The organism is Pseudomonas ulcerans (assembly GCF_036324125.1).
Classification (GTDB): Bacteria; Pseudomonadota; Gammaproteobacteria; order Pseudomonadales; family Pseudomonadaceae; genus Aquipseudomonas; species Aquipseudomonas ulcerans.
Genome location: NZ_JAZDQN010000003.1, coordinates 208,931 through 227,454, shown reverse-complemented (window position 1 = coordinate 227,454; position 18,524 = coordinate 208,931). Strand labels below are relative to the sequence as shown.

Annotated in this window: 17 protein-coding genes; 4 read left to right on the top strand and 13 right to left on the bottom strand. The window is 65.5% G+C overall.

Features of this window, described 5'->3' with window-relative positions; translation table 11 throughout:
• Positions 1-11: 11 nt before the first annotated feature.
• The 8 genes from V0R59_RS04575 to V0R59_RS04540 all read right to left on the bottom strand — a co-directional run bounded on the left by V0R59_RS04575 (position 12) and on the right by V0R59_RS04540 (position 10,297).
• Positions 12-1,163 carry an efflux RND transporter periplasmic adaptor subunit gene (locus V0R59_RS04575; protein WP_330073333.1) on the bottom strand — a complete coding sequence of 384 codons (1,152 nt, stop codon included), beginning with the start codon at positions 1,161-1,163 and terminating at the stop codon, positions 12-14.
• 67 nt (positions 1,164-1,230) lie between these two features.
• Entirely contained in the window at positions 1,231-2,328 is a 1,098-nt protein-coding gene (locus V0R59_RS04570) for a DUF1513 domain-containing protein (protein WP_330073334.1), read from the bottom strand.
• 2 nt (positions 2,329-2,330) lie between these two features.
• Positions 2,331-3,395, bottom strand: a complete 1,065-nt coding sequence (locus V0R59_RS04565) for an imelysin family protein (protein WP_330073335.1) — start codon at positions 3,393-3,395, stop codon at positions 2,331-2,333.
• A gap of 16 nt (positions 3,396-3,411) precedes the next feature.
• On the bottom strand, positions 3,412-4,839 hold the full coding sequence (locus V0R59_RS04560; RefSeq protein WP_330073336.1) for a di-heme oxidoreductase family protein: 1,428 nt from the start codon (positions 4,837-4,839) through the stop codon (positions 3,412-3,414).
• 224 nt (positions 4,840-5,063) lie between these two features.
• Positions 5,064-6,410, bottom strand: coding sequence for an imelysin family protein (locus V0R59_RS04555; protein WP_330073337.1), 1,347 nt, complete (start codon positions 6,408-6,410; stop codon positions 5,064-5,066).
• A 152-nt stretch (positions 6,411-6,562) separates the two neighbouring features.
• A complete protein-coding gene (locus V0R59_RS04550) occupies positions 6,563-8,644 on the bottom strand; it encodes a putative bifunctional diguanylate cyclase/phosphodiesterase (protein WP_408005200.1) in 2,082 nt (693 codons plus the stop codon).
• A gap of 267 nt (positions 8,645-8,911) precedes the next feature.
• Positions 8,912-9,508: a superoxide dismutase gene (locus V0R59_RS04545; RefSeq protein WP_330073339.1), complete on the bottom strand. Its 597-nt coding sequence runs from the start codon at positions 9,506-9,508 to the stop codon at positions 8,912-8,914.
• A 189-nt stretch (positions 9,509-9,697) separates the two neighbouring features.
• A complete protein-coding gene (locus tag V0R59_RS04540; protein ID WP_330073340.1) occupies positions 9,698-10,297 on the bottom strand; it encodes a LysE/ArgO family amino acid transporter in 600 nt (199 codons plus the stop codon).
• Between the two features lie 360 nt (positions 10,298-10,657).
• On the opposite strand from V0R59_RS04540, the gene V0R59_RS04535 reads away from it, so the two are divergent.
• The 3 genes from V0R59_RS04535 to V0R59_RS04525 all read left to right on the top strand — a co-directional run bounded on the left by V0R59_RS04535 (position 10,658) and on the right by V0R59_RS04525 (position 13,551).
• Positions 10,658-11,587, top strand: a complete 930-nt coding sequence (locus V0R59_RS04535) for a LysR family transcriptional regulator ArgP (protein WP_330073341.1) — start codon at positions 10,658-10,660, stop codon at positions 11,585-11,587.
• 11 nt (positions 11,588-11,598) lie between these two features.
• Entirely contained in the window at positions 11,599-12,594 is a 996-nt protein-coding gene (locus tag V0R59_RS04530) for an NAD-dependent epimerase/dehydratase family protein (protein WP_330073342.1), read from the top strand.
• Positions 12,595-12,684: 90 nt separating this feature from the next.
• Complete coding sequence (locus V0R59_RS04525) at positions 12,685-13,551, top strand: ATPase (RefSeq protein ID WP_330073343.1); 867 nt, start codon at positions 12,685-12,687, stop codon at positions 13,549-13,551.
• Between the two features lie 123 nt (positions 13,552-13,674).
• Here V0R59_RS04525 and V0R59_RS04520 read toward each other — a convergent pair whose 3' ends face one another.
• The 3 genes from V0R59_RS04520 to V0R59_RS04510 are packed head-to-tail and all read right to left on the bottom strand — an operon-like array spanning position 13,675 to position 16,218.
• Positions 13,675-14,724 carry an alkene reductase gene (locus V0R59_RS04520; protein WP_330073344.1) on the bottom strand — a complete coding sequence of 350 codons (1,050 nt, stop codon included), beginning with the start codon at positions 14,722-14,724 and terminating at the stop codon, positions 13,675-13,677.
• A gap of 10 nt (positions 14,725-14,734) precedes the next feature.
• Complete coding sequence (locus V0R59_RS04515; RefSeq protein ID WP_330073345.1) at positions 14,735-15,904, bottom strand: MFS transporter; 1,170 nt, start codon at positions 15,902-15,904, stop codon at positions 14,735-14,737.
• A gap of 11 nt (positions 15,905-15,915) precedes the next feature.
• Positions 15,916-16,218, bottom strand: coding sequence for an ArsR/SmtB family transcription factor (locus V0R59_RS04510; RefSeq protein ID WP_330073346.1), 303 nt, complete (start codon positions 16,216-16,218; stop codon positions 15,916-15,918).
• A 172-nt stretch (positions 16,219-16,390) separates the two neighbouring features.
• On the opposite strand from V0R59_RS04510, the gene V0R59_RS04505 reads away from it, so the two are divergent.
• On the top strand, positions 16,391-16,993 hold the full coding sequence (locus V0R59_RS04505; RefSeq protein WP_330073347.1) for an acyl carrier protein phosphodiesterase: 603 nt from the start codon (positions 16,391-16,393) through the stop codon (positions 16,991-16,993).
• On the opposite strand, the gene V0R59_RS04500 is transcribed toward V0R59_RS04505, so the two are convergent.
• Entirely contained in the window at positions 16,969-17,757 is a 789-nt protein-coding gene (locus tag V0R59_RS04500; RefSeq protein WP_330073348.1) for a lysophospholipid acyltransferase family protein, read from the bottom strand. The two genes, V0R59_RS04505 and V0R59_RS04500, sit on opposite strands and share 25 nt — an antisense overlap.
• Positions 17,757-18,512, bottom strand: a complete 756-nt coding sequence (gene olsB, locus V0R59_RS04495; protein WP_330073349.1) for an L-ornithine N(alpha)-acyltransferase — start codon at positions 18,510-18,512, stop codon at positions 17,757-17,759. The genes V0R59_RS04500 and olsB overlap by 1 nt, the downstream gene beginning before the upstream one ends.
• Positions 18,513-18,524: the final 12 nt, after the last annotated feature.

Below are 18,524 nucleotides of genomic sequence, written 5' to 3'. Positions count from 1 at the left end.
GTGCCTCCTTGTCAGTTGGCGCCAGGCTGGCCGTTGGGTTGGTCCTGGAGGGTCTTGTCCGGGCTGACGGTGATGTGTGCGCCCTGGGTCAGCTTGAGCTGGCCGGCGGTGACCACGGTCTCGCCAGCAACGAGGCCCTTGCTTACCACCACCAGGCCGTCGCGGTGCTCGCCGGTAGTGACGAAGCGCCGTTCGGCCATCAATGCCGGCTTGCCCTCGGCGTCCTTCTCTTGCTCGCCGTTCTCGGCCTTCTTCGGCACCGCGACGTACACCGAGTTGCCGTACAGGGTGTAGGTCAACGCGCTCTGTGGCACCACCACTTCGTCGCGCGGGTTGGGCAGCAGCACCTGGACGTTGGCGAACATCCCCGGCAGCAGCTTGCCATCGGGATTGGCCAGGGTGGCGCGGACCAGCACGTTGCGGGTGGCGTCCTCGACCTTGGGGTTGATCGCGCTGACGCGAGCGGCGAAGGTCTCGCCGGGGAAGGCGGCGACGCCGATCAGCACCTGCTGGTCGAGGCTCACCCGTGGCAGGCTCTGCTCGGGCACCGAGAAGTCGACGTAGAGGCTGCTGAGGTCCTGCAGGGTGGCGATCCGGGTACCGCTGGGCAGGTACTCGCCAACATCCACCTGGCGAATGCCGATGGTGCCGCTGAAGGGCGCGGCGATGCTTTTCTTGGCCAGGGAGGCCTTGAGCTGGTCGACCACTGCCTTGTTGCGACGGAACTGCGAGGTCAGGCGATCATATTCGCCCTTGGAGATGGCCTGGCTGCCCACCAGCTGGCTGCCGCGACCATAGTCCACTTCCGCCAGCTTGAGGTCGGCCAGTGCGGTGCCGAGCAGGGCGGTCTCGACCTGGCTGTCGAGCTCCAGCAGCGGCTGGCCCCGGCTGACCTTCTGCCCGGACTCGAACATCAGCCTGGTCACCGTGCCATCGGTTTCCAGGCTGAGGTCGACGCCCTGCAGGGCCTTGAGGCTGCCCACCGCCGGCAGGCGGCTTTGCCAGGCCAAGGTGCGCGCCTGTGTCGCCGCCACGCTGACCGGCGGTTTCGGTGCGGAGAACATCTGGATCTGCTTGTAGATGGAGAAGGCCTTGTAGCCCCCCAGCACGAGCACGATCAACAGCACGATGCCCAACATGATCAGCATGCGACGGCGCAGCATAGTTCCATTTCCCTGGATGCGAATTGGCGAAGTTTAGTCCGTTTGCCCTACGCCCGGCAGTAACACTTCAGACGAGGTGCAAATGGTTGTCCCACAGTCCTGACGGCAGTTGCAGCGGCTGGCCTATCAGTTCGTTCTTGCGACAGTCGTACAGGCGGCAGCGGCCCTGTCCCGAGGTGACCACGAAGCCGTCGGCCACCGCACCGACCCCGGCGCAATCCGGCATCGGCGCATCTAGGCGCACGCTGGCGTCGTCGAGGTTCCAGATGAACAGGCGGTTGGCCCGCGGCGCGGTCATCGCCACCAGGCGCAGCTCGTTGTGCACGGCGACGCTGGCGGTGTACTGGGCCATGGATTGCAACTGGTGTTCCGGTACCGGGAAGGCCTCGAACGGCTGCCCCGGACGCTTGATCGCCAGCAGCTCGGCGGTCTCGTGGGCCGCGCCCATGAACTGCTGGCAGGCGACCACGGTGCCATCGCTGGCGATCGCCAGGTGCCGCACGCTGTTCATCTGCTGGCCGAGGCTTTCCTTGCTGATCAGGCTACCGTCGCGACGCATCAGGACCAGGCTCGGCTCCATGGCGTCGAGGTTCATTTCCACGCGGCTTTCCGCTTCGGTGCGAATGCCGCCGTTGGCCACCACCAGGGTTTCGCCGTCCGGCAGCCAGGACACCTGGTGCGGGCCGATGCCGTGGGTCGACAGCTCGCCGCTGTGCACCAGGCGCTCGCCCTCAAAACGGTAGACGCCGAGCACGCCACGTCCCGGATCAGTGGTGTCGTTCTCGGTGGCGTACAGCCATTCGCCATCCTTGTGGATCACCGCATGGCCGTAGAAATGCCGGTTCGGCTGCGAGGTGATGGTCTGCAGCAGACGCCCGTCGCGCAGGTCGATCAGGTAGCTTTCGGTGCCGGGGCGGCGGGCGACGAACAGGGCGATCGGCTGCTGCGGGTGATTGATGATGTCATGGCAACGCTGGCCGACCCGGGTGGCGAACACCTGGGTGCCGTCCAGGCGATAGCCGACCGCGTAGTGCTGGCCGTCCGCGTCGTCGCGGGCGGACAGCAGGAGGGGCGGCTGATCCTTTCGCCGCAGCAGGGTCCAGCCGCCCAGGGTCAGGGCGCTGAGCAGAACACTACCGAGTTTCAGGGCCTGGCGTCGCAGCATGATCAGTCACCGTCGTTGGCATTGAAGCCGAGCTGGATGTTCAGGGCCTTCGCCAGATCGCCTTCGTGCAGGCGATGGACCACGTTCAGGGCGTCGTAGATGGTGTTCAGTTGCTGGCGGCCGGCGTCGTCTTCGAGCAGTTCGCTCAGCGAGCGCTGGTTGCCCTCAAGTTTCTGCCGGGCGTCGGCGTAGGCCGCGTCGATCTTGTCGGCCAGGGCCTTCTGGTCCTTGCCCAGCAGGCCGCGCAGGCCCTGGTTGTCGACGCCGACCCAGACAGTCTCGGCGGCGGCCAGGCTGGCGGCCAGGCTCTTGAGCGACGACTGGCTGCGCCAGGCTTCGGCCTGCAACGGCTGCGGGATGCCCTTGCTCAGGCGGCCCATCGGCGTGCCGAGCTTTTTCTTCAGGGTGTCCAGGGCGGTGACCTGGGCGCGGAGCAGGTCGGCGATGGCCTCGTGGGAGTCGGCGTAGCGCTGGTTGGGGAACTTGGTCAGCTGGGCGAGCATGCCGTCGGTGCTGTTCCAGTTCTTCAGGATGTCTTCGGCCAGGTTCTTCTGGTAGTCGGCAATGGCCACCAGCAGCGGGCAGTAGCGGGCCTTCTGCTCGTCGTTGGCGATCTCCGGCTTGCTGTCGAAGAGGATGTATTCGTAGGCGGACAGGCCGCGCACCACGACGCTGGACTTGGCCACGGCGTCGGCGTCCACCGGTTTGTCGCCGCTGACCAGTTGCTCGACCTGACGGCCGACCAGGTTCTTCTTGTCTGGCCAGAACTGCACCTGCCAGGCGCGGTTGCCTTCGGCCAGCGGGCCGATCAGCAGTGGTTGCAACTCAGCCCAGGCTTTCTGTGCGTGCAGGAAGTCGGCACGGGCGGTGTCCAGGCTGGCCTTGCCTTCGCAGTAGGCCAGGGCGCTGACGGCCAGCTGGCGGTCGGCCTCGACCCAGCGGCTGTAGGTCGGCATGATCACCTGCTTGGCGATGGCGGCGGAGGTCACTGCCTGCGGGTCTTGCGGCGAGCACGCACCCAGGGCGAGGGCGGCGAGGCTGGTGAACAACAGCTTGGGACGGAACATGTCCGGCTCCTTCTCTTTAGAGTGAGTTCAGGAATGCCAGCAACGCGCTGCGCTGCGTGGCATCGAAGGTCAAGACGCGTTGCCGGGCGGCCTGCGCTTCGCCGCCGTGCCAGAGCACGGCTTCGAGCAGGTTGCGTGCCCGGCCATCGTGGAGAAACTGGGTGTGGCCGCTGACGACCTGGTTCTTGCCGATGCCCCACAGTGGCGGGGTGCGCCAGTCCTGGCCGCTGGCGGCGAACTCGCTGCGCTGGTCGGCGAGGCCCGGGCCCATGTCGTGCAGGAGCAGGTCGCTGTACGGCCAGATGGTCTGGCTGGCCAGTTCCGGTTCGGCGGCGTTGGCCGAGGTGACGAACTTCGGCGTGTGACAACCCTGGCAACCGGCCTGGTAGAACAGGTTCTTGCCCGCCAGCACTTCGGGCGAGTCGACATCCTTGCGCGCCGGCACGGCGAGGTTGCGCGTGTAGTAGGTGATCAGGCGCAGGATGTTGTCGCTGACTTCCTGCTCGCCGTCTTCGCCGTTGCCGTTGGGTGCGGCCAGGCAGTCGACCTGGGCGGCGGTGCAGTCGTCGAACGGACGCAGGGTCGAGGTCAGGCCCATGTCGCCGGACAGGGCGTGGACATTCTGCTGGTTGATGTTCGGTTGCCCGGCCTTCCAGCCGAAGCGGCCGAGCACAGTGCGGTTCTCGGCATCGTCCCAGACCCGGTTGGGCCGGCCCCGGATGCCATCGCCGTTGCGGTCGTCCGGGTCGGCGTTGGCCAGGATAGCTTCCTCGGGAATGGCTTCGAGCAGGCCGAGGCCGATCATCGGCGGGGCGACTCGGGCGGAGAAGCGTGTGTCCGGGTGCATCGGGCCGTAGCCGAGGCGGGTGATCTGCAGGATCGGCTTGCGCAACTCGACCGCGGTGCCGTCCTTGAAGGTCACGGTCAGCGGTTCGTAGTCAACCCGCACCTTGCCTTCCGGGGCGACGCCGGGGATCGCCATGTCCTGCAACTGGGTGCCGTAGACCGGCTCGGGCACCACGCCCATGCGCTCGATGAGCTTGGCGTACTCCGGCTGGTCGGGAATCGACAGGCGCACCAGCATGGATACCGCGTTGGGATCATCGTGCTCGGGCGGGTGGCCGCGGCCGTCGCGGATATGGCAGCTCACGCAGGCGCTGGTGTTGAACAGCGGGCCGAGGCCGTCGCGGGCGGTAGTGGTGGACGGGGCGATGACCCACGGGCTGCGGAAGAAGCTGTTGCCGACGTTGAAGTCCAGGCGCCGGGCCGGGGTCAGGTTGGCCGACGGCATCTGGTAGGCCCCGCGATCGCCGCGGTTCACCGTGGTGTCGCCACCGGCACGGGCTTCACCCGGCTCGGCCTGGGTGAAGCGCGGGGCTTCATCGCAGGCGACCAGGGGCAAGGCCAGCAGGAGAGGCAGGCAGAGGCGAAGCAGCGAGGGCATGCAGAATCCCGGACGGTGTTCGAAAAAACAGCCCGCAAGCTTAACAGGAGCGGGCGGAGTGAATAAGAGGGATTTGCGTTTGCTGGATGAAAACCCTGTCAGCTTTGTGAGTTTTTTGACAGGGAGCAATGTTGTGTCCTCCAGGGCCCCATCGTTGGCAAGGACACCGCAGCAATAAAAAAGGCGACCCGAAGGCCGCCTCTCTTGTCCGTCTCCGGCGCTGATCAGAATTCGTGATCGGCGGTATCCGGGTTCAGGTCGGTGATGCCCAGCTTGGTGGCGGCCTGTTCGATCGCGCCGGTCTGCTTGACCAGCGAAGCGATGGCGTCGCGCACGATCTGGTTGCCGGCAGCGTTGTCGGCGCCGATCAGCTGGTCGTAGTGCTCGCCCTTCAGGGCATGGTCGACGATCACCTGGATTTTCGCCTCGGTGGCGGCCAGATCGTCCTGCAGGGTCTTGTCGGTGGCCGGATCGACCTTGGCTACCAGCGACGACAGGCTCGGGCCGGTCAGCTTGCTGCCGTCGACGCGGGTGTACTCGCCCAGGTAGACGTTGCGGATACCCTTGGCGTCGTAGAAGTGCGAGTAGTGGGTGTTGTCGCTGAAGCAGTCCTGCTCGTCTTCCGGCGAGTTGGCTTCCAGGGACACCTTCATGCGCTCGCCCGCCAGTTCACCCAGGGACAGGCTGCCCATGCCGAACAGCATCTTGCGCAGGCCGTTGGCTACCGGTTCGGCCTCCAGGCTGGCGCGGTAGTTGTCGGTGACGTTCGGGGCCCAGTTCTTGACCATTTCTTCCAGGTCGCTGACCAGCAGCTGGGTGACCGCCTGCAGGTAGGCACGACGACGGTCGTTGTGGCCGCCGGTGGCGCCCTGGCCTTCCAGGTAGTCCGATGCCGGACGCTTGCCGGCGCCCGGGCCGGTGCCGTTCAGGTCCTGGCCCCAGAGCAGGAACTCGATGGCGTGGTAGCCGGTGGCGACGTTGGCCTCGGAACCACCCAGCTCGTTCAGGCTGGCCAGTTTCTCAGGGGTGATGTCCTTGACGTCGACCTTGTCTTCGCCAACCTGGATCTCGGTGTTGGCGATGATGTTGGCGCCGGCCGCCGGGTTGCCCAGGGCGTGCTCGTAGCTCTTGTCGACGTAGTCGATCAGGCCTTCGTCCAGCGGCCACGCGTTCACCTGGCCTTCCCAGTCGTCGATGATGGTGTTGCCGAAGCGGAACGCCTCGCTCTGCAGGTACGGAACGCGGGCGGCAGCCCAGGCAGCCTTGGCGGCGTTCAGGGTTTCGTCGTTCGGCTTGGCGAGGAAGGCGTCGATGGCGGTCTGCAGGGTTTTCGCGGTGCTCAGCGCGTCGCTGTAGGTGGCGTAGACGATCTCGGCGTAGTGCTTGACCACGGCCTGGGCAGCAGCCTCGTCCACGGCGCCAGCGGCGGCTGGAGCGGCCGGGGTGGCGGCAGCTGCCGGAGCCGGTGCCTGGGCTTGTGGCGCGGCAGCCTTGTCCTTGCTGTCGCCGCAACCGGCGAGGGAGATGGCAATGGCCAACAGACTGGCGGTGGCCAGAGGCATACGAATCATGGCGAATTCCTGCGTCGGAGGGTTGAACAGGCGTGCAGAAGGCCGCACGCGAAAAAAAGCTGCGACATAATGCGAAAGATTTGCATTTTATGTAAAGAGGCCATCACGCAATATTTACGGGCGTGTCGTACGTGGACAACCGGGGTGTCGCCTCAGAGTATCGACACCTGGTTGCGCTGCGCCTGCTTGAGGAAAGCAGTGAGTTCGCGGGCCGGCAGCGGCTTGCTGTAGTGGTAGCCCTGGCCCTCGTGACAGCCCTGGGCAACGATGTAGGCCTCCTGCTCGGCAGTTTCCACGCCCTCGGCGATGACCTGCATGCCGAGGCTCTTGCCCAGCTGGATGATGGCCCGGACGATGGTGGCATCGTCGTCGTCTTCCAGCAGGTCCTGAACGAAGCTCTTGTCGATCTTGATCTTGTCCAGCGGCAGCGACTTCAGGTAGCTGAGGGAGGAATAGCCGGTGCCGAAGTCGTCGATGGCGATCAACGCGCCGGAGCGGCGCAGGCTCAGCAGGTGCTGGGCGGCGGTGCTGATGTCTTCCATCAGGCCGGTCTCGGTCACCTCCAGCTCCAGGCTGCGGGGCGGCAGGCGATAGATCTGCAGCAGGTTGTTGACCACCCGCGGCAGCTCGCTATGGTGCAACTGCACGGTGGACAGGTTGACCGCCATGCGCAATTCGCTGAAGCCCTGGTCGTGCCACTCGCGTAACTGGCGGCAGGCCTGGTCGAGCACCCATTCGCCGATCACCACGATATTGCCGTTCTGCTCGGCCAGCGGGATGAACTGGTCCGGCGGGACCATACCCAGTTCCGGGTGCTGCCAGCGCAGCAGCGCTTCGACCCCGACCACGCGCTGGTCGCGGTAGCTGATCTGCGGCTGGTAGACGAGGTACAGCTGGTTGCGCGACAGGGCTTCGCGCAGGTCCTTTTCCAGTTCGCGGCGGCGGCGCATCTCGCTGTCGACGCTGGCGATGTAGAACTGGTAGCGGTTGCGCGAGCGCGACTTGGCCAGGGTCATGGTCTGTTCGGCTTTCTGCAGCAGCTTCTCGGTGCTGTCGCCGTCTTCCGGGAACAGGGTGATGCCGATGGTGGCGCGCAGGCGGATTTCCTGGAGGTCGAGGGCGAACGGTGCCTCCAGGTCGTCGAGAATGCTCTGGGCCAGTTCCGCAGCTTCGTAGGGCTGCTCGATATCGGCCTGGACCAGGGCGAACTGGTCGCCGCCGAGGCGGGCCAGGGCACCGAGACGGCCGCTGTGGGCGCGCAGGCGATCGGCCAGGGCCAGCAGCAACTGGTCGCCGGCCTGGTAGCTGAACTGTTCGTTGATGCCCTTGAAGTCGTCGAGGCCGACGCAGATCACTGCGACCCGGCGTTGCAGGCGCCCGGCGTCGACGAGGATCTTGTCCAGCTGCTGCTGCAACTGCTGGCGGTTCGGCAGGCCGGTGAGGAAGTCGTACTGGGCCATGCGCAGCAGGCTGTTTTCTGCCTCGTGGCGCAGGTGGGTATTGCGCTCGATCGAGGCCAGCAACTGGTTGGCGGTGTTGATCCACAGGCCCAGTTCGTTCTTCTCGTGGCCCTTGAGCAGGGGCAGTTGATGCTGGCTGGGGCGGTCGGGGTTGATCTGGGTGAGGTGCTCGATGATCCGCGACAGCGGCTTGGTCAGCAGCCAGTGATAGACCAGGTACAGCACCAGGCCCATGGCCAGGGCACGCAGGACCCCGGAAATGAAGATGATCACCGAATTGAAGAGAAAGCTCTCGCCGTAGCTGGCGGTGTCGAGGGTGATGTTCAGGTCGCCGTAGTACTCGCTGTAGGCACCGCGGCCGACCAGTTGAGTGGTGAACGAGCGTTCCTGGCCGAGGATCAGGTCGGTCAGCCAGCGCGTGCGGGTGTCCTGCAGCGGGCGGGATTTCTCCGCGAGCATGGTCTCATTGGGGTGGCCGATGGAGGCCATGCGTACCGACTGGTCCTGGAACAAGCCTTCGATGACCTGCATGCCCATTTCCCGGTCGAGGCTGTACACCGCCTGGGTCGACGGGTCGCGGAACATGTCGAGGATGCGCTGGGCATCGCTGGCCACGGCCTGGCGGGTCTTGTAGACGTCGAAGACGATCTGCGCACAGCTGAGCACCACTCCGACGATCAGCGCCGAAAGCAGGACAACCCTGAGCAACTTGACCGATAAGCTGTTCTTGAATTCCAGCTTCAATGGGGTTTCCTTAATCCATGCGCGCGGCATCATTTTGCCATCAATTATGGCAATCCACTATCGGCCTTTGAGCAGGATGTGTGTAGTGGTTTTTCATTTTTCCCGCTGCCTGATCCGTCTTTTCCGGCGGACCCTTGGGCACTGTATCGGTTGACCTGTCATGGGACTTGAGTACCGGTCGGCGAGTTTCCCAAGATTTTTGATGTTAGCGCGCCTTGGGCTGGCGGCAAGGCGAGGGGGCCTTGCCGAGGGCGAAAAAAAACCCGGCGAGGCCGGGTTTTTTCAGAAGCGCGCGACTCAGGCAGTGAAGGTCTTGCCTTCGAACTGCTCGGCGACGAACTTCCAGTTGACCAGGTTCCAGAACGCCTCGACGTACTTCGGACGGACGTTGCGGTAGTCGATGTAGTAGGCGTGTTCCCAGACGTCGCAGGTCAGCAGCGGGGTGTCGCCGCTGGTCAGCGGGCAGCCGGCGCCGATGGTGCTGGCCAGGGCCAGGGAGCCATCAGCCTTCTTCACCAGCCAGCCCCAGCCGGAGCCGAAGGTGCCGACGGACGTCTTGGTGAACTCTTCCTTGAACTTGTCGAAGGAACCGAAGGCGGCGTTGATGGCCTCGGCCAGGGCGCCGGTCGGTTGGCCACCGGCGTTCGGGGCCAGGCAGTTCCAGTAGAAGGTGTGGTTCCACACTTGAGCGGCGTTGTTGAAGATGCCGCCCGAAGAGGTCTTGACGATCTCTTCCAGGGTCTTGCCTTCGAATTCGGTACCTGGGACCAGGTTGTTCAGGTTCACGACGTAGGTGTTGTGGTGCTTGTCGTGGTGGAACTCCAGGGTTTCCTTGGAAATGTGCGGCTGCAGGGCGTCGTGGGCGTAGGGCAGCGGCGGCAATTCAAAAGCCATGGTGAAATCTCCTAATCAGGTCTGGTGCGGTGAACGCAAGGCCGATCACGGGCGGCCGGAATGCGTCGGCGAGTTTGTACTCTTTGCGACGCAGGCTCGGGATCATAGCACCGGGCCTACGTCTAAACCACGCAACAAGTGTATGGACAAGAGGTTCCAGAGCCGTTGCCTGCGGCGGATGAGTGGCCGTCAGTTGAAGATCAGTTGCGCCGCCACGGCGAACATCATCACCGCCACCATCAGGTCGAGCAGGCGCCAGGTGCTCGGACGAGCCAGCCACGGGGCGAGCCAGGCCGCGCCCAGGGCGAGGGTGAAGAACCACAGCAGCGAAGCGCTGGCGGCACCGGCGACATAGGCGCCGGGCACGGTCTGCTGGGCACCGAGCGAGCCGATCAGGAGCACGGTGTCGAGGTATACGTGGGGATTGAGCAGGGTCACCGCCAGGGCGCTGAGCAGCACCGCGCGGCGCGAGCGCAGGCCCTGGCCTTCGCCCTGTTCCAGGCTCTGGCTGGAGCAGGCGCGCATCAGCGCCTTGCTGCCGTACCAGACGAGGAATACCGCGCCACCCCAGCGCGCCACCGCCAGCAGGGTCGGGTTCTGCGCCAGCACAGTGGCCAGGCCGAACACACCGAGGGCGACCAGCACGGCGTCGCAGAACACGCACAGCGCCGCGACCGGCAGGTGGTGCTCACGGCGCAGGCTCTGGGCGAGGACGAAAGCGTTCTGGGTGCCGATGGCCATGATCAGGCCGAAGGCGACGAGGAGGCCGTTGAGGTAGCTTTGCCACATAAGGGATGACTCCGGATTTTCAGTGCTCTGGAGGGCCTCATCGCTGCATGGGTATTTACACAACTTTTGCCGCCAGCAGACCTGGAGCAAAACGCGATTCTGTGGGAGCGGATTCATCCGCGATCGGCGGCGAAGCCGTCGTAAAACCTGAGTCCCGGTTTTGCCTGACTCACCGAGGGGGCAGGTTTTATGGCCGCTTCGCGGCCAATCGCGGATAAATCCGCTCCCACATAGTCCGTGTTGAGCATGGCCGAGATGTGTAGATACCCATGCAGCGATAAGGCCCCAATGACTAGCCATTCTCCGGGGTCTTCGGCTATAAGAAAAACCAATAGAAATCATCCCGCATTAGGAAAAGTGATGTTCGACTACAAGCTGCTCTCAGCCCTCGCCGCCGTCATCGAGCAGGCCGGCTTCGAGCGTGCCGCGCAGTTGCTCGGGCTGTCGCAATCGGCCATTTCCCAACGGATCAAGCTGCTCGAAGCGCGGGTCGGCCAGCCGGTGCTGGTGCGTGCCACGCCGCCCATCCCCACCGAGATCGGTCGGCGCCTGCTCAACCATGTGCAGCAGGTACGCCTGCTTGAACGCGATTTGCAGGGCCAGGTCCCGGCGCTGGACGAGGAAGGCCTGCCCGAGCGCCTGCGGGTGGCGCTCAACGCCGACAGCCTGGCGACCTGGTGGGCCGAGGCGGCCAGCGAGTTCTGTGTCCGGACCCAGGTGCTCCTGGACCTGGTGGTGGAAGACCAGGAAGTCGGGCTCAAGCGCATGCGCGCCGGTGAAGTCGCCGGCTGCCTGTGCGCCAGCGAACGCCCGGTGGCCGGAGCGCGCAGCGTGCTGCTCGGGGCCATGCGCTATCGTGCGCTGGCCAGCCCGGCCTTCATGGCCCGGCATTTCGCCGACGGCGTCGACCCGCGGCGCCTGGCGCGCACCCCGGCCATCGTCTTCGGCCCGGACGATTTCCTGCAGCATCGCTACCTCGCTTCATTAGGCATCAGCGATGGATTCCTGCATCATCTGTGTCCTTCATCCGAGGGCTTCCTGCGCCTGACCGAAGCCGGCCTGGGCTGGGGCCTGGTGCCGGAACTGCAGGCCCGTGAACAACTGGCCAGCGGACGCCTGGTGGAAATCGTCCCGGAGCGGCCCATCGATGTGCCGTTGTTCTGGCATCACTGGCGCAATGGCGGGCAACTGCTCGGCCAGCTCACCGATCATCTGCGGCGCAGTGCCGGCCAATGGCTGGTGCCGTGGGACGCCTCGGCGGCGTCTGCACCCTCGGGAAAAAATAGTTAGCGGAGTGCTTCATGGGAATACTGGTCACCGGTGCAAGCGGCTTCATCGGCGGGCGTTTTGCGCGCTTCGCCCTGGAGCAGGGCCTGGAAGTACGGGTCAACGGTCGCCGGCCCGAGGGCGTCGAGCACCTGGTGCGGCGTGGCGCGCAGTTCATTCCCGGCGACCTGGGCGACCCGGAAGTGGCGCGGCGCCTGTGCCAGGGCATCGACACCGTGGTGCACTGCGCCGGCGCAGTGGGCAACTGGGGCCGCTACCAGGACTTCTACCAAGGCAACGTGGTGCTCACCGAGAATGTGGTCGAAGCCTGCCTCAAGGAGCATGTACAGCGCCTGGTGCACCTGTCGTCGCCGTCGATCTACTTCTCCGGAAACTCGCGCACCGGGATCACCGAGGACCAGGTGCCGCGGCGCTTCTACGATCACTATGGCGCGACCAAGCACCTGGCCGAGCAGAAGGTCTTCGGCGCCCAGGAGTTCGGCCTCGAAGTGCTGGCCCTGCGCCCGCGCTTCGTCACCGGTGCCGGTGACATGAGCATCTTCCCGCGGTTGATGCAGATGCAGCGCAGGAAACGCCTGGCGATCATCGGCAACGGCCTGAACAAGGTGGATTTCACCAGCGTGCAGAACCTCAACGAGGCCCTGCTCAGTGCCATCAACGCCGGCCCCGACGCCTTGGGCCAGGCCTACAACATCAGCAACGGCCAGCCGCTGCCGGTGTGGGACGTGGTCAACTACGTGATGCGCCGGATGTCGCTGCCGCCGGTAACCCGTTACCGTCCGGTGGGCCTGGCGTATACCGCCGCGGCGCTCAACGAAGCGGCCTGCATGCTCTGGCCCGGGCGTCCGCAGCCGACCCTCAGCCGTCTTGGCGTGCAGGTCATGAGCAAGGACTTCAGCCTGGACATCAGCCGCGCCCGGCACTACCTCGACTACCGTCCGCAGGTCAGCATCTGGGCCGCGCTGGATGAATTCTGCGCCTGGTGGCAGGCGCAGCATGGCGGTCACTGAACCTGAATCTTCCTTCATGGTCGATGAGTGCGCCGCGTGAGCGGTTTATACTGGCGCCCATTTTGCTATCACCGTGGTTGAAAACTGCCCATGCGCAACGATGCTCGAGATGATTTTGACGACGTGCCCACCCTCAAGGCCGTGGAGCGCGATGATGATGAGTTCGCGCCGGCGGCTCATCCGCGTGCTGCGCGCAAGCGCACCGCGAAGGCGCCGCTGGTCGGGCCGCTGTGGGCGTTGCTCGGCGCCTCGTTCATTGCCTTGGGCGGCGTTGCCTGGTGGAGCTTCCAGCAGATCTCGCTGATGGAGCAGCAACTGGTGGCTACCCAGGAAAGCTTCGCCCGTATCAGCGAGGAAGCGGCGGGGCGCCTGCAGGTGATTTCCGGCAAGGTCAGTGCCAGCGAGAGCTCGGCCAATACCGAGAACGAAGCGCTGAAGCTGCAGGTGCGGCAGTTGCAGGCCAGCTTGAGCGAGCAGGGCAAGCAGCAGGAAGGTGTGGCCGGTCAGACCGGAGAGCTGGGCAAGCGCCTGGAATCGGCGATGGCCCAGGTCAGCCAGCAGCAGGCGGCCAATGCCCAGTTGCAGGTTGAGTTGCAGACCCAGCTCAAGGCCGTGGCGCAGGAACTGACTGCGCTGAAGGCGGCGCAACTGGATGGCGGCAAGATCGACGGGCAGATCAAGGCCGTGGCCGATGACGTCGCGACGCTGAAGAGCGCTCGCGTCGACGGCAGCAAGATCGATGCGCAACTGAAGAGCCAGGCCGCGGCGACCCAGCGCCTGGAGCAGGACCTGATCGTGCTCAAGAGCGAGCAGGAAAATCGTCCGGTGGCTGCGGCGGGCGGTGGTGGCGCGTCGACGGCGGAGTTCGATGCCTTCCGCGGGCAGATGACCCGCAACATCAATACCCTGCAGAGCCAGGTGCAGAACCTGCAGCAGCAGATCAATGCCCGCAATTGAGGCCTGACGCGATCCGTGTGGGAGCGGGTTCACCCGCGATGCGGTAGTGAATTCACCGACGCAATCGCGGCGGTCCGGCGTCCCGGTGAACCCGCTCCCACATGGACCGTGTCGGCCTATCGATCACAGCCGCGGATAGTCGATGTAGCCCACCGCACCACCACCATGGAAGCTTTCCGGCCGCGGCGCGTTCAACGGCGCATCCGCCGCCAGTCGTGCCGGCAGGTCCGGGTTGGCGATGAACGGTACGCCAAAGGCCACCGCATCGGCACGACCTTGCGCCAGCGCAGCATTGGCATGCTGCTTGTCGAAGCCTTCGTTGACGATGTACGGGCCACCGAACGCCGCCTTGATTTGCGGGCCGATGCTGTCGTCCGCTTCCTTCTCCCGCGAGCAGATGAAGGCGATGCCGCGCTTGCCCAGCTCCCGGGCCACGTAGGTGAAGGTCTCGACCCGGTTGGCGTCGCCCATGTCATGGGCGTCGGCACGGGGTGCGAGATGCACGCCGACCCGTCCGGCACCCCACACCTCGATCACTGCATCGGTCACTTCCAGCAGCAGGCGCGCACGGTTCTCCAGGGAGCCGCCATAGCCGTCCGTGCGCTGGTTGGTGCTGCTTTGCAGGAACTGGTCGATCAGGTAGCCGTTCGCCGCATGGACCTCGACTCCGTCGAACCCGGCAGCCTTGGCGTTTTCTGCGGCCGTGCGGTAGGCGTCGACGATGTCCTCCAGCTCGGCGCTTTCCAGGGCCCGCGGCGTCGGGTAGTCGGTGATCGGCCGGACCAGGCTGACATGTCCCTTGGGCTGGATCGCACTTGGTGCCACCGGCAGTTCGCCATTCAGGTAGCCCGGATGGGAAATCCGCCCCACGTGCCACAGTTGCAGGAAGATGCGCCCGCCGGCGCCATGCACCGCCTTGGTCACGTTGGTCCAGCCACGCACCTGGTCGTTGGACCAGATGCCCGGCGTGTCCGGGTAGCCCACGCCCATCGGTGTCACCGAGGTGGCTTCGCTGAGGATCAGGCCGGCGCTGGCGCGTTGCACGTAGTACTCGGCCATCAGCGCGTTGGGCACCCGCCCTGCGTCGGCGCGGCAGCGGGTCAGCGGAGCCATGATGATGCGGTTCGGCAGTTCGAGGTCGCCGAGGGTGATCGGATCAAACAGAGTCGTCATTGCACAAACCTCAGTGGGTGGCCGGGGCCAGTTCGGCCTTGGGGCCGCCCTGGCTGAAAGTGATGAGGGTGACGATCAGCGCCAGCACGGCCAGCGCCGCCGCAGCCAGGGGCACACGGGTCAAACCCAGGCCTTGCTCGATGACCAGGCCTCCGACCCAGGCGCCGAGGGCATTGCCCAGGTTGAAGGCGCCGATGTTCAGGGTCGAGACCAGGTTTGGCGCGGCCTTGCCGAACATCACCACGTTGACCTGCAGGGCCGGCACTGCGGCGAAGGCAGCGGTGGCCCAGAGGAACAGGGTGATCTCGGTGGGAATCAGGGCGACGCTGGTCCAGCTCAGGACGGTGGACACCACCGCCATGGCAGCGAACACGCCGACCAGGGTCGCACCCAGGCGACGGTCGGCCATCTTGCCGCCGAGGATATTGCCCAGGGTCAGGCCCAGGCCGATCAGCAGCAGGGTCCAGGTCACGCCGCGCGGGGTGACGCCGGTGACATCGCCGAGCAGCGGCGCGACATAGGTGAACAGGGCGAACATCGAGGCGGAGAACAGCACGGTCATCGACAGCGACAGCCAGATGCCGGCGCCCTTGAGCGCAGCCAGTTCGGCGCGCATGTCGAGTTTTTCCTCGTCATGGCGTAGCGGCAGGACGCGGATCAGGCCGATCAGGGCGATGATGCCGATGCCGGTCACGGCCCAGAAGGTCGAGCGCCAGCCGGCGACCTGGCCCAGGGCGGTGCCCAGTGGCACGCCGAGGACGTTGGCCAGGGTCAGGCCGGTGAACATCAGCGCCACTGCCGAGGCCCGGCGATTGGCCGGCACCAGGCTGGCGGCGACCACCGAGCCGATGCCGAAGAAGGCACCGTGGCAGAGTGCGGTGACCACCCGGGCGAACATCAGCAGGTTGTAGTCGCTGGCCACCGCGCAGAGCAGGTTGCCGACGATGAACACGCCCATCAGCGAGACCAGCGCCAGCTTGCGTGGCAGGCGCGAGGTGGCCATGGCCATGAACGGCGCACCGACGGCCACGCCCAGGGCGTAGCCGGTGACCAGCCAGCCGGCGCCGGGGATCGACACGCCGAGGTCGGTGGCCACCTCGGGCAGCAGGCCCATGATGACGAACTCGGTGGTGCCGATGGCGAAGGCGCTGAGCGCCAGGATCAAGAGGGAAAGGGGCATGGGATTCCTGTTCAGAGCTCACGGCTCAATTGCGCGAGAAACGCCTGGATGGTGTCCTCGTTGCGTTTGAAGAAGTTCCACTGCCCGACCTTCTGGCTGCTGATCAGGCCTGCCCGTTGCAGGGTGGCCAGGTGCGCCGAGACGGTGGACTGCGAGAGGCCGCAACGCTGGTCGATCTGCCCGGCGCACACGCCGTTGTCGAGGCTGTGGTGCTGGTCGGGGAAGCAGGTCTGCGGGTCTTTCAGCCAGCCGAGGATGTCGCGCCGCACGGGGTGGGCGAGGGCTTTTATTATTTCGTCGAGATCAAGGGGCATGGTCGGGCTCGTGGGGTGTGTAGCGGTATATCGCGATGGGACGAAATATAAATCGGTATTTCGCGATATACAAATATGAATTGGTTTGGCGGGCAGAAGAAATCGATCTATGGGTGCCTGGGCTGGCGATGAGGCCGGTGAGTACTGGACAAATGCCTTAGACTCACACTCCATGAACTATCTAGCCCACCTCCATCTCGGCGGCGACCAGCCCGAGCAGTTGCTCGGCAGCCTCTACGGCGACTTCGTCAAGGGCCCGCTGGAAGGTCGCTTCCCGCTGCCACTGGAACAGGCGATCCGCCTGCACCGGCGTATCGACACGTTCACCGACAGCCACCCGCTGGTGCTGGCTTCGCTGGCGCGCTTTCCTGCCGAGCGTCGGCGTTTCGCCGGGATCATCCTCGATGTGTTTTTCGACCACTGCCTGGCCCTGCACTGGCAGGACTACGCGCAACAGCCGTTGCCGCAGTTCACCGCGCGGGTCTACCAGGTGCTGATGGCGGAGCAGGCGCTGCCGGGGCGGCTGGCGCATATCGCGCCGCTGATGGCCGCCGACGACTGGCTGGGTTCGTACCGAGAATTCGCCATCCTGGAACAGGTGTTCCGCGGTATCGCCCGGCGCCTGTCGCGACCGGAAGGCATGGCCGGCGCGATGGCGGAGGTGGAAGCCCTGTATCCGTTGCTGCTGGAGGACTTCCGCCAGTTCTACCCGCAGTTGCAGGCCTTTGCCGCCGCTGCCTTGCAGGAGCCTCAGGCCGCCTTGGCGCGGCGCTGAGGCAGGGCTTGCGCGGCTTCCTCGCCAAACAGTGCGCGGCTTATCGCCTGCTGGGCCTGGAAGGCCAGGGCGGCACGTTCCACACCCTTGCTCGGGATAGGCGCCAGCAGATGCACCTCGACGTCGCCGCAAGGCTGGGCGAACAGGCGCATCAGGTGCGACAACAGGTCGTCATCACCAATGAACGGAGCGATCGGATCCGCCTCGCCGTTGCGCAGGTAACGCAGGGCGATGGGTTGCAGCGGCACTTCGCTGTCGATGGCGCTGGCCAGCAGGCGACCATGGAAGGTGCGCAGGCTGCGGCCATCGGTGGTGGTGCCTTCGGGGAAGATCAGCAGGGCGCAGTCCTTTTGCAGGTGCTGGCTGATCTGCCGGCGCAGCAACTGGCTGTCGCCGCCGCCACGACGGATGAACAGGGTCCCGGCCTTGTGCGCCAGCCAGCCGGCCACCGGCCAGGTGCGCACTTCGGCCTTGGACAGGAAGGACAGCGGGGCGAGCATGCCGAGCACCGGGATATCGGTCCACGACACATGGTTGCTGACCCATAGCATCGGCTGTTGTGGCAGTTCGCCGATCACCTTCACGCGAAACGGCAGGGCGTTGACCAGGCGCTGCATGAAGATCCGCGACCAGCGCTGCCGGCGTTGCGCCGAAGCATTGATGCCGAGGCGTTCGAACAGGCCGAACAGCGAGGCCATGCCCAGGCCCAGCAGCACCACCAGCAACACCCGGACGATGCGGGCGAACACCCGCAGGCGCTGCATCACACCGCCGCCTTGAAGTGACGGGCGTAGCGCGGGCAGAGCTCGTCGCGCTTGAGCAGGATGAACACGTCGGCGACCTGGAAGTCCTCGTCCCAGCACGGTTCGCCGCAGATCTTCGCGCCCAGGCGCATGTAGGCCTTGAGTAGTGGTGGCATCTGCGCGATGACGTTGCCCGGCAGGGCCAGGCTGGGCAGCGGATTCTTCGGTTCGGCGCGCAGGTGCTCGGTGCACAGGTGCTGTTCGCGCAGGCGCTGCATGATCGCGTGGGCCTGTACGCCGCCGTCCTGCATGGGGATGCTGGCGCAGCCCATCAGGTAGCTGTAGCGGCCTTCGTTGAGGATCTCGGCCAGTTCGCTCCACAGCACGGCGATGGTGCCACCGTTGCGGTAGGCAGCGTCCACGCAGGTGCGGCCGAGTTCGAGGATCGGGCCTTGCAGGTGGCCGAGGCCATGCAGGCTGAATTCTTCTTCGCTGTAGAAGCGCCCCAGGCTGCTGGCGGCGCGATGGTCGAGCAGGCGGGTGGTGGCCACCAGGCGACCGCTGTTCAGGTCGCGCACGCCGATATGCATGCAGTGCGGGTCGTAGTCGTCCATGTCCAGGCCTTGCTCGGCTCCTTTGAGCTTGGCCTTGAATTCACCACTGAAGACACTGAAACGCAGGGCCTGGGCCTCGCGCAGGGCAGCCGGGCCAACCAGGCGTTCGGCTTGCAGACGGCGTTCAGTGCTGTTGTCGCCAGAGCGAGCGATCTGAGTCATTGCGAGTCTCCA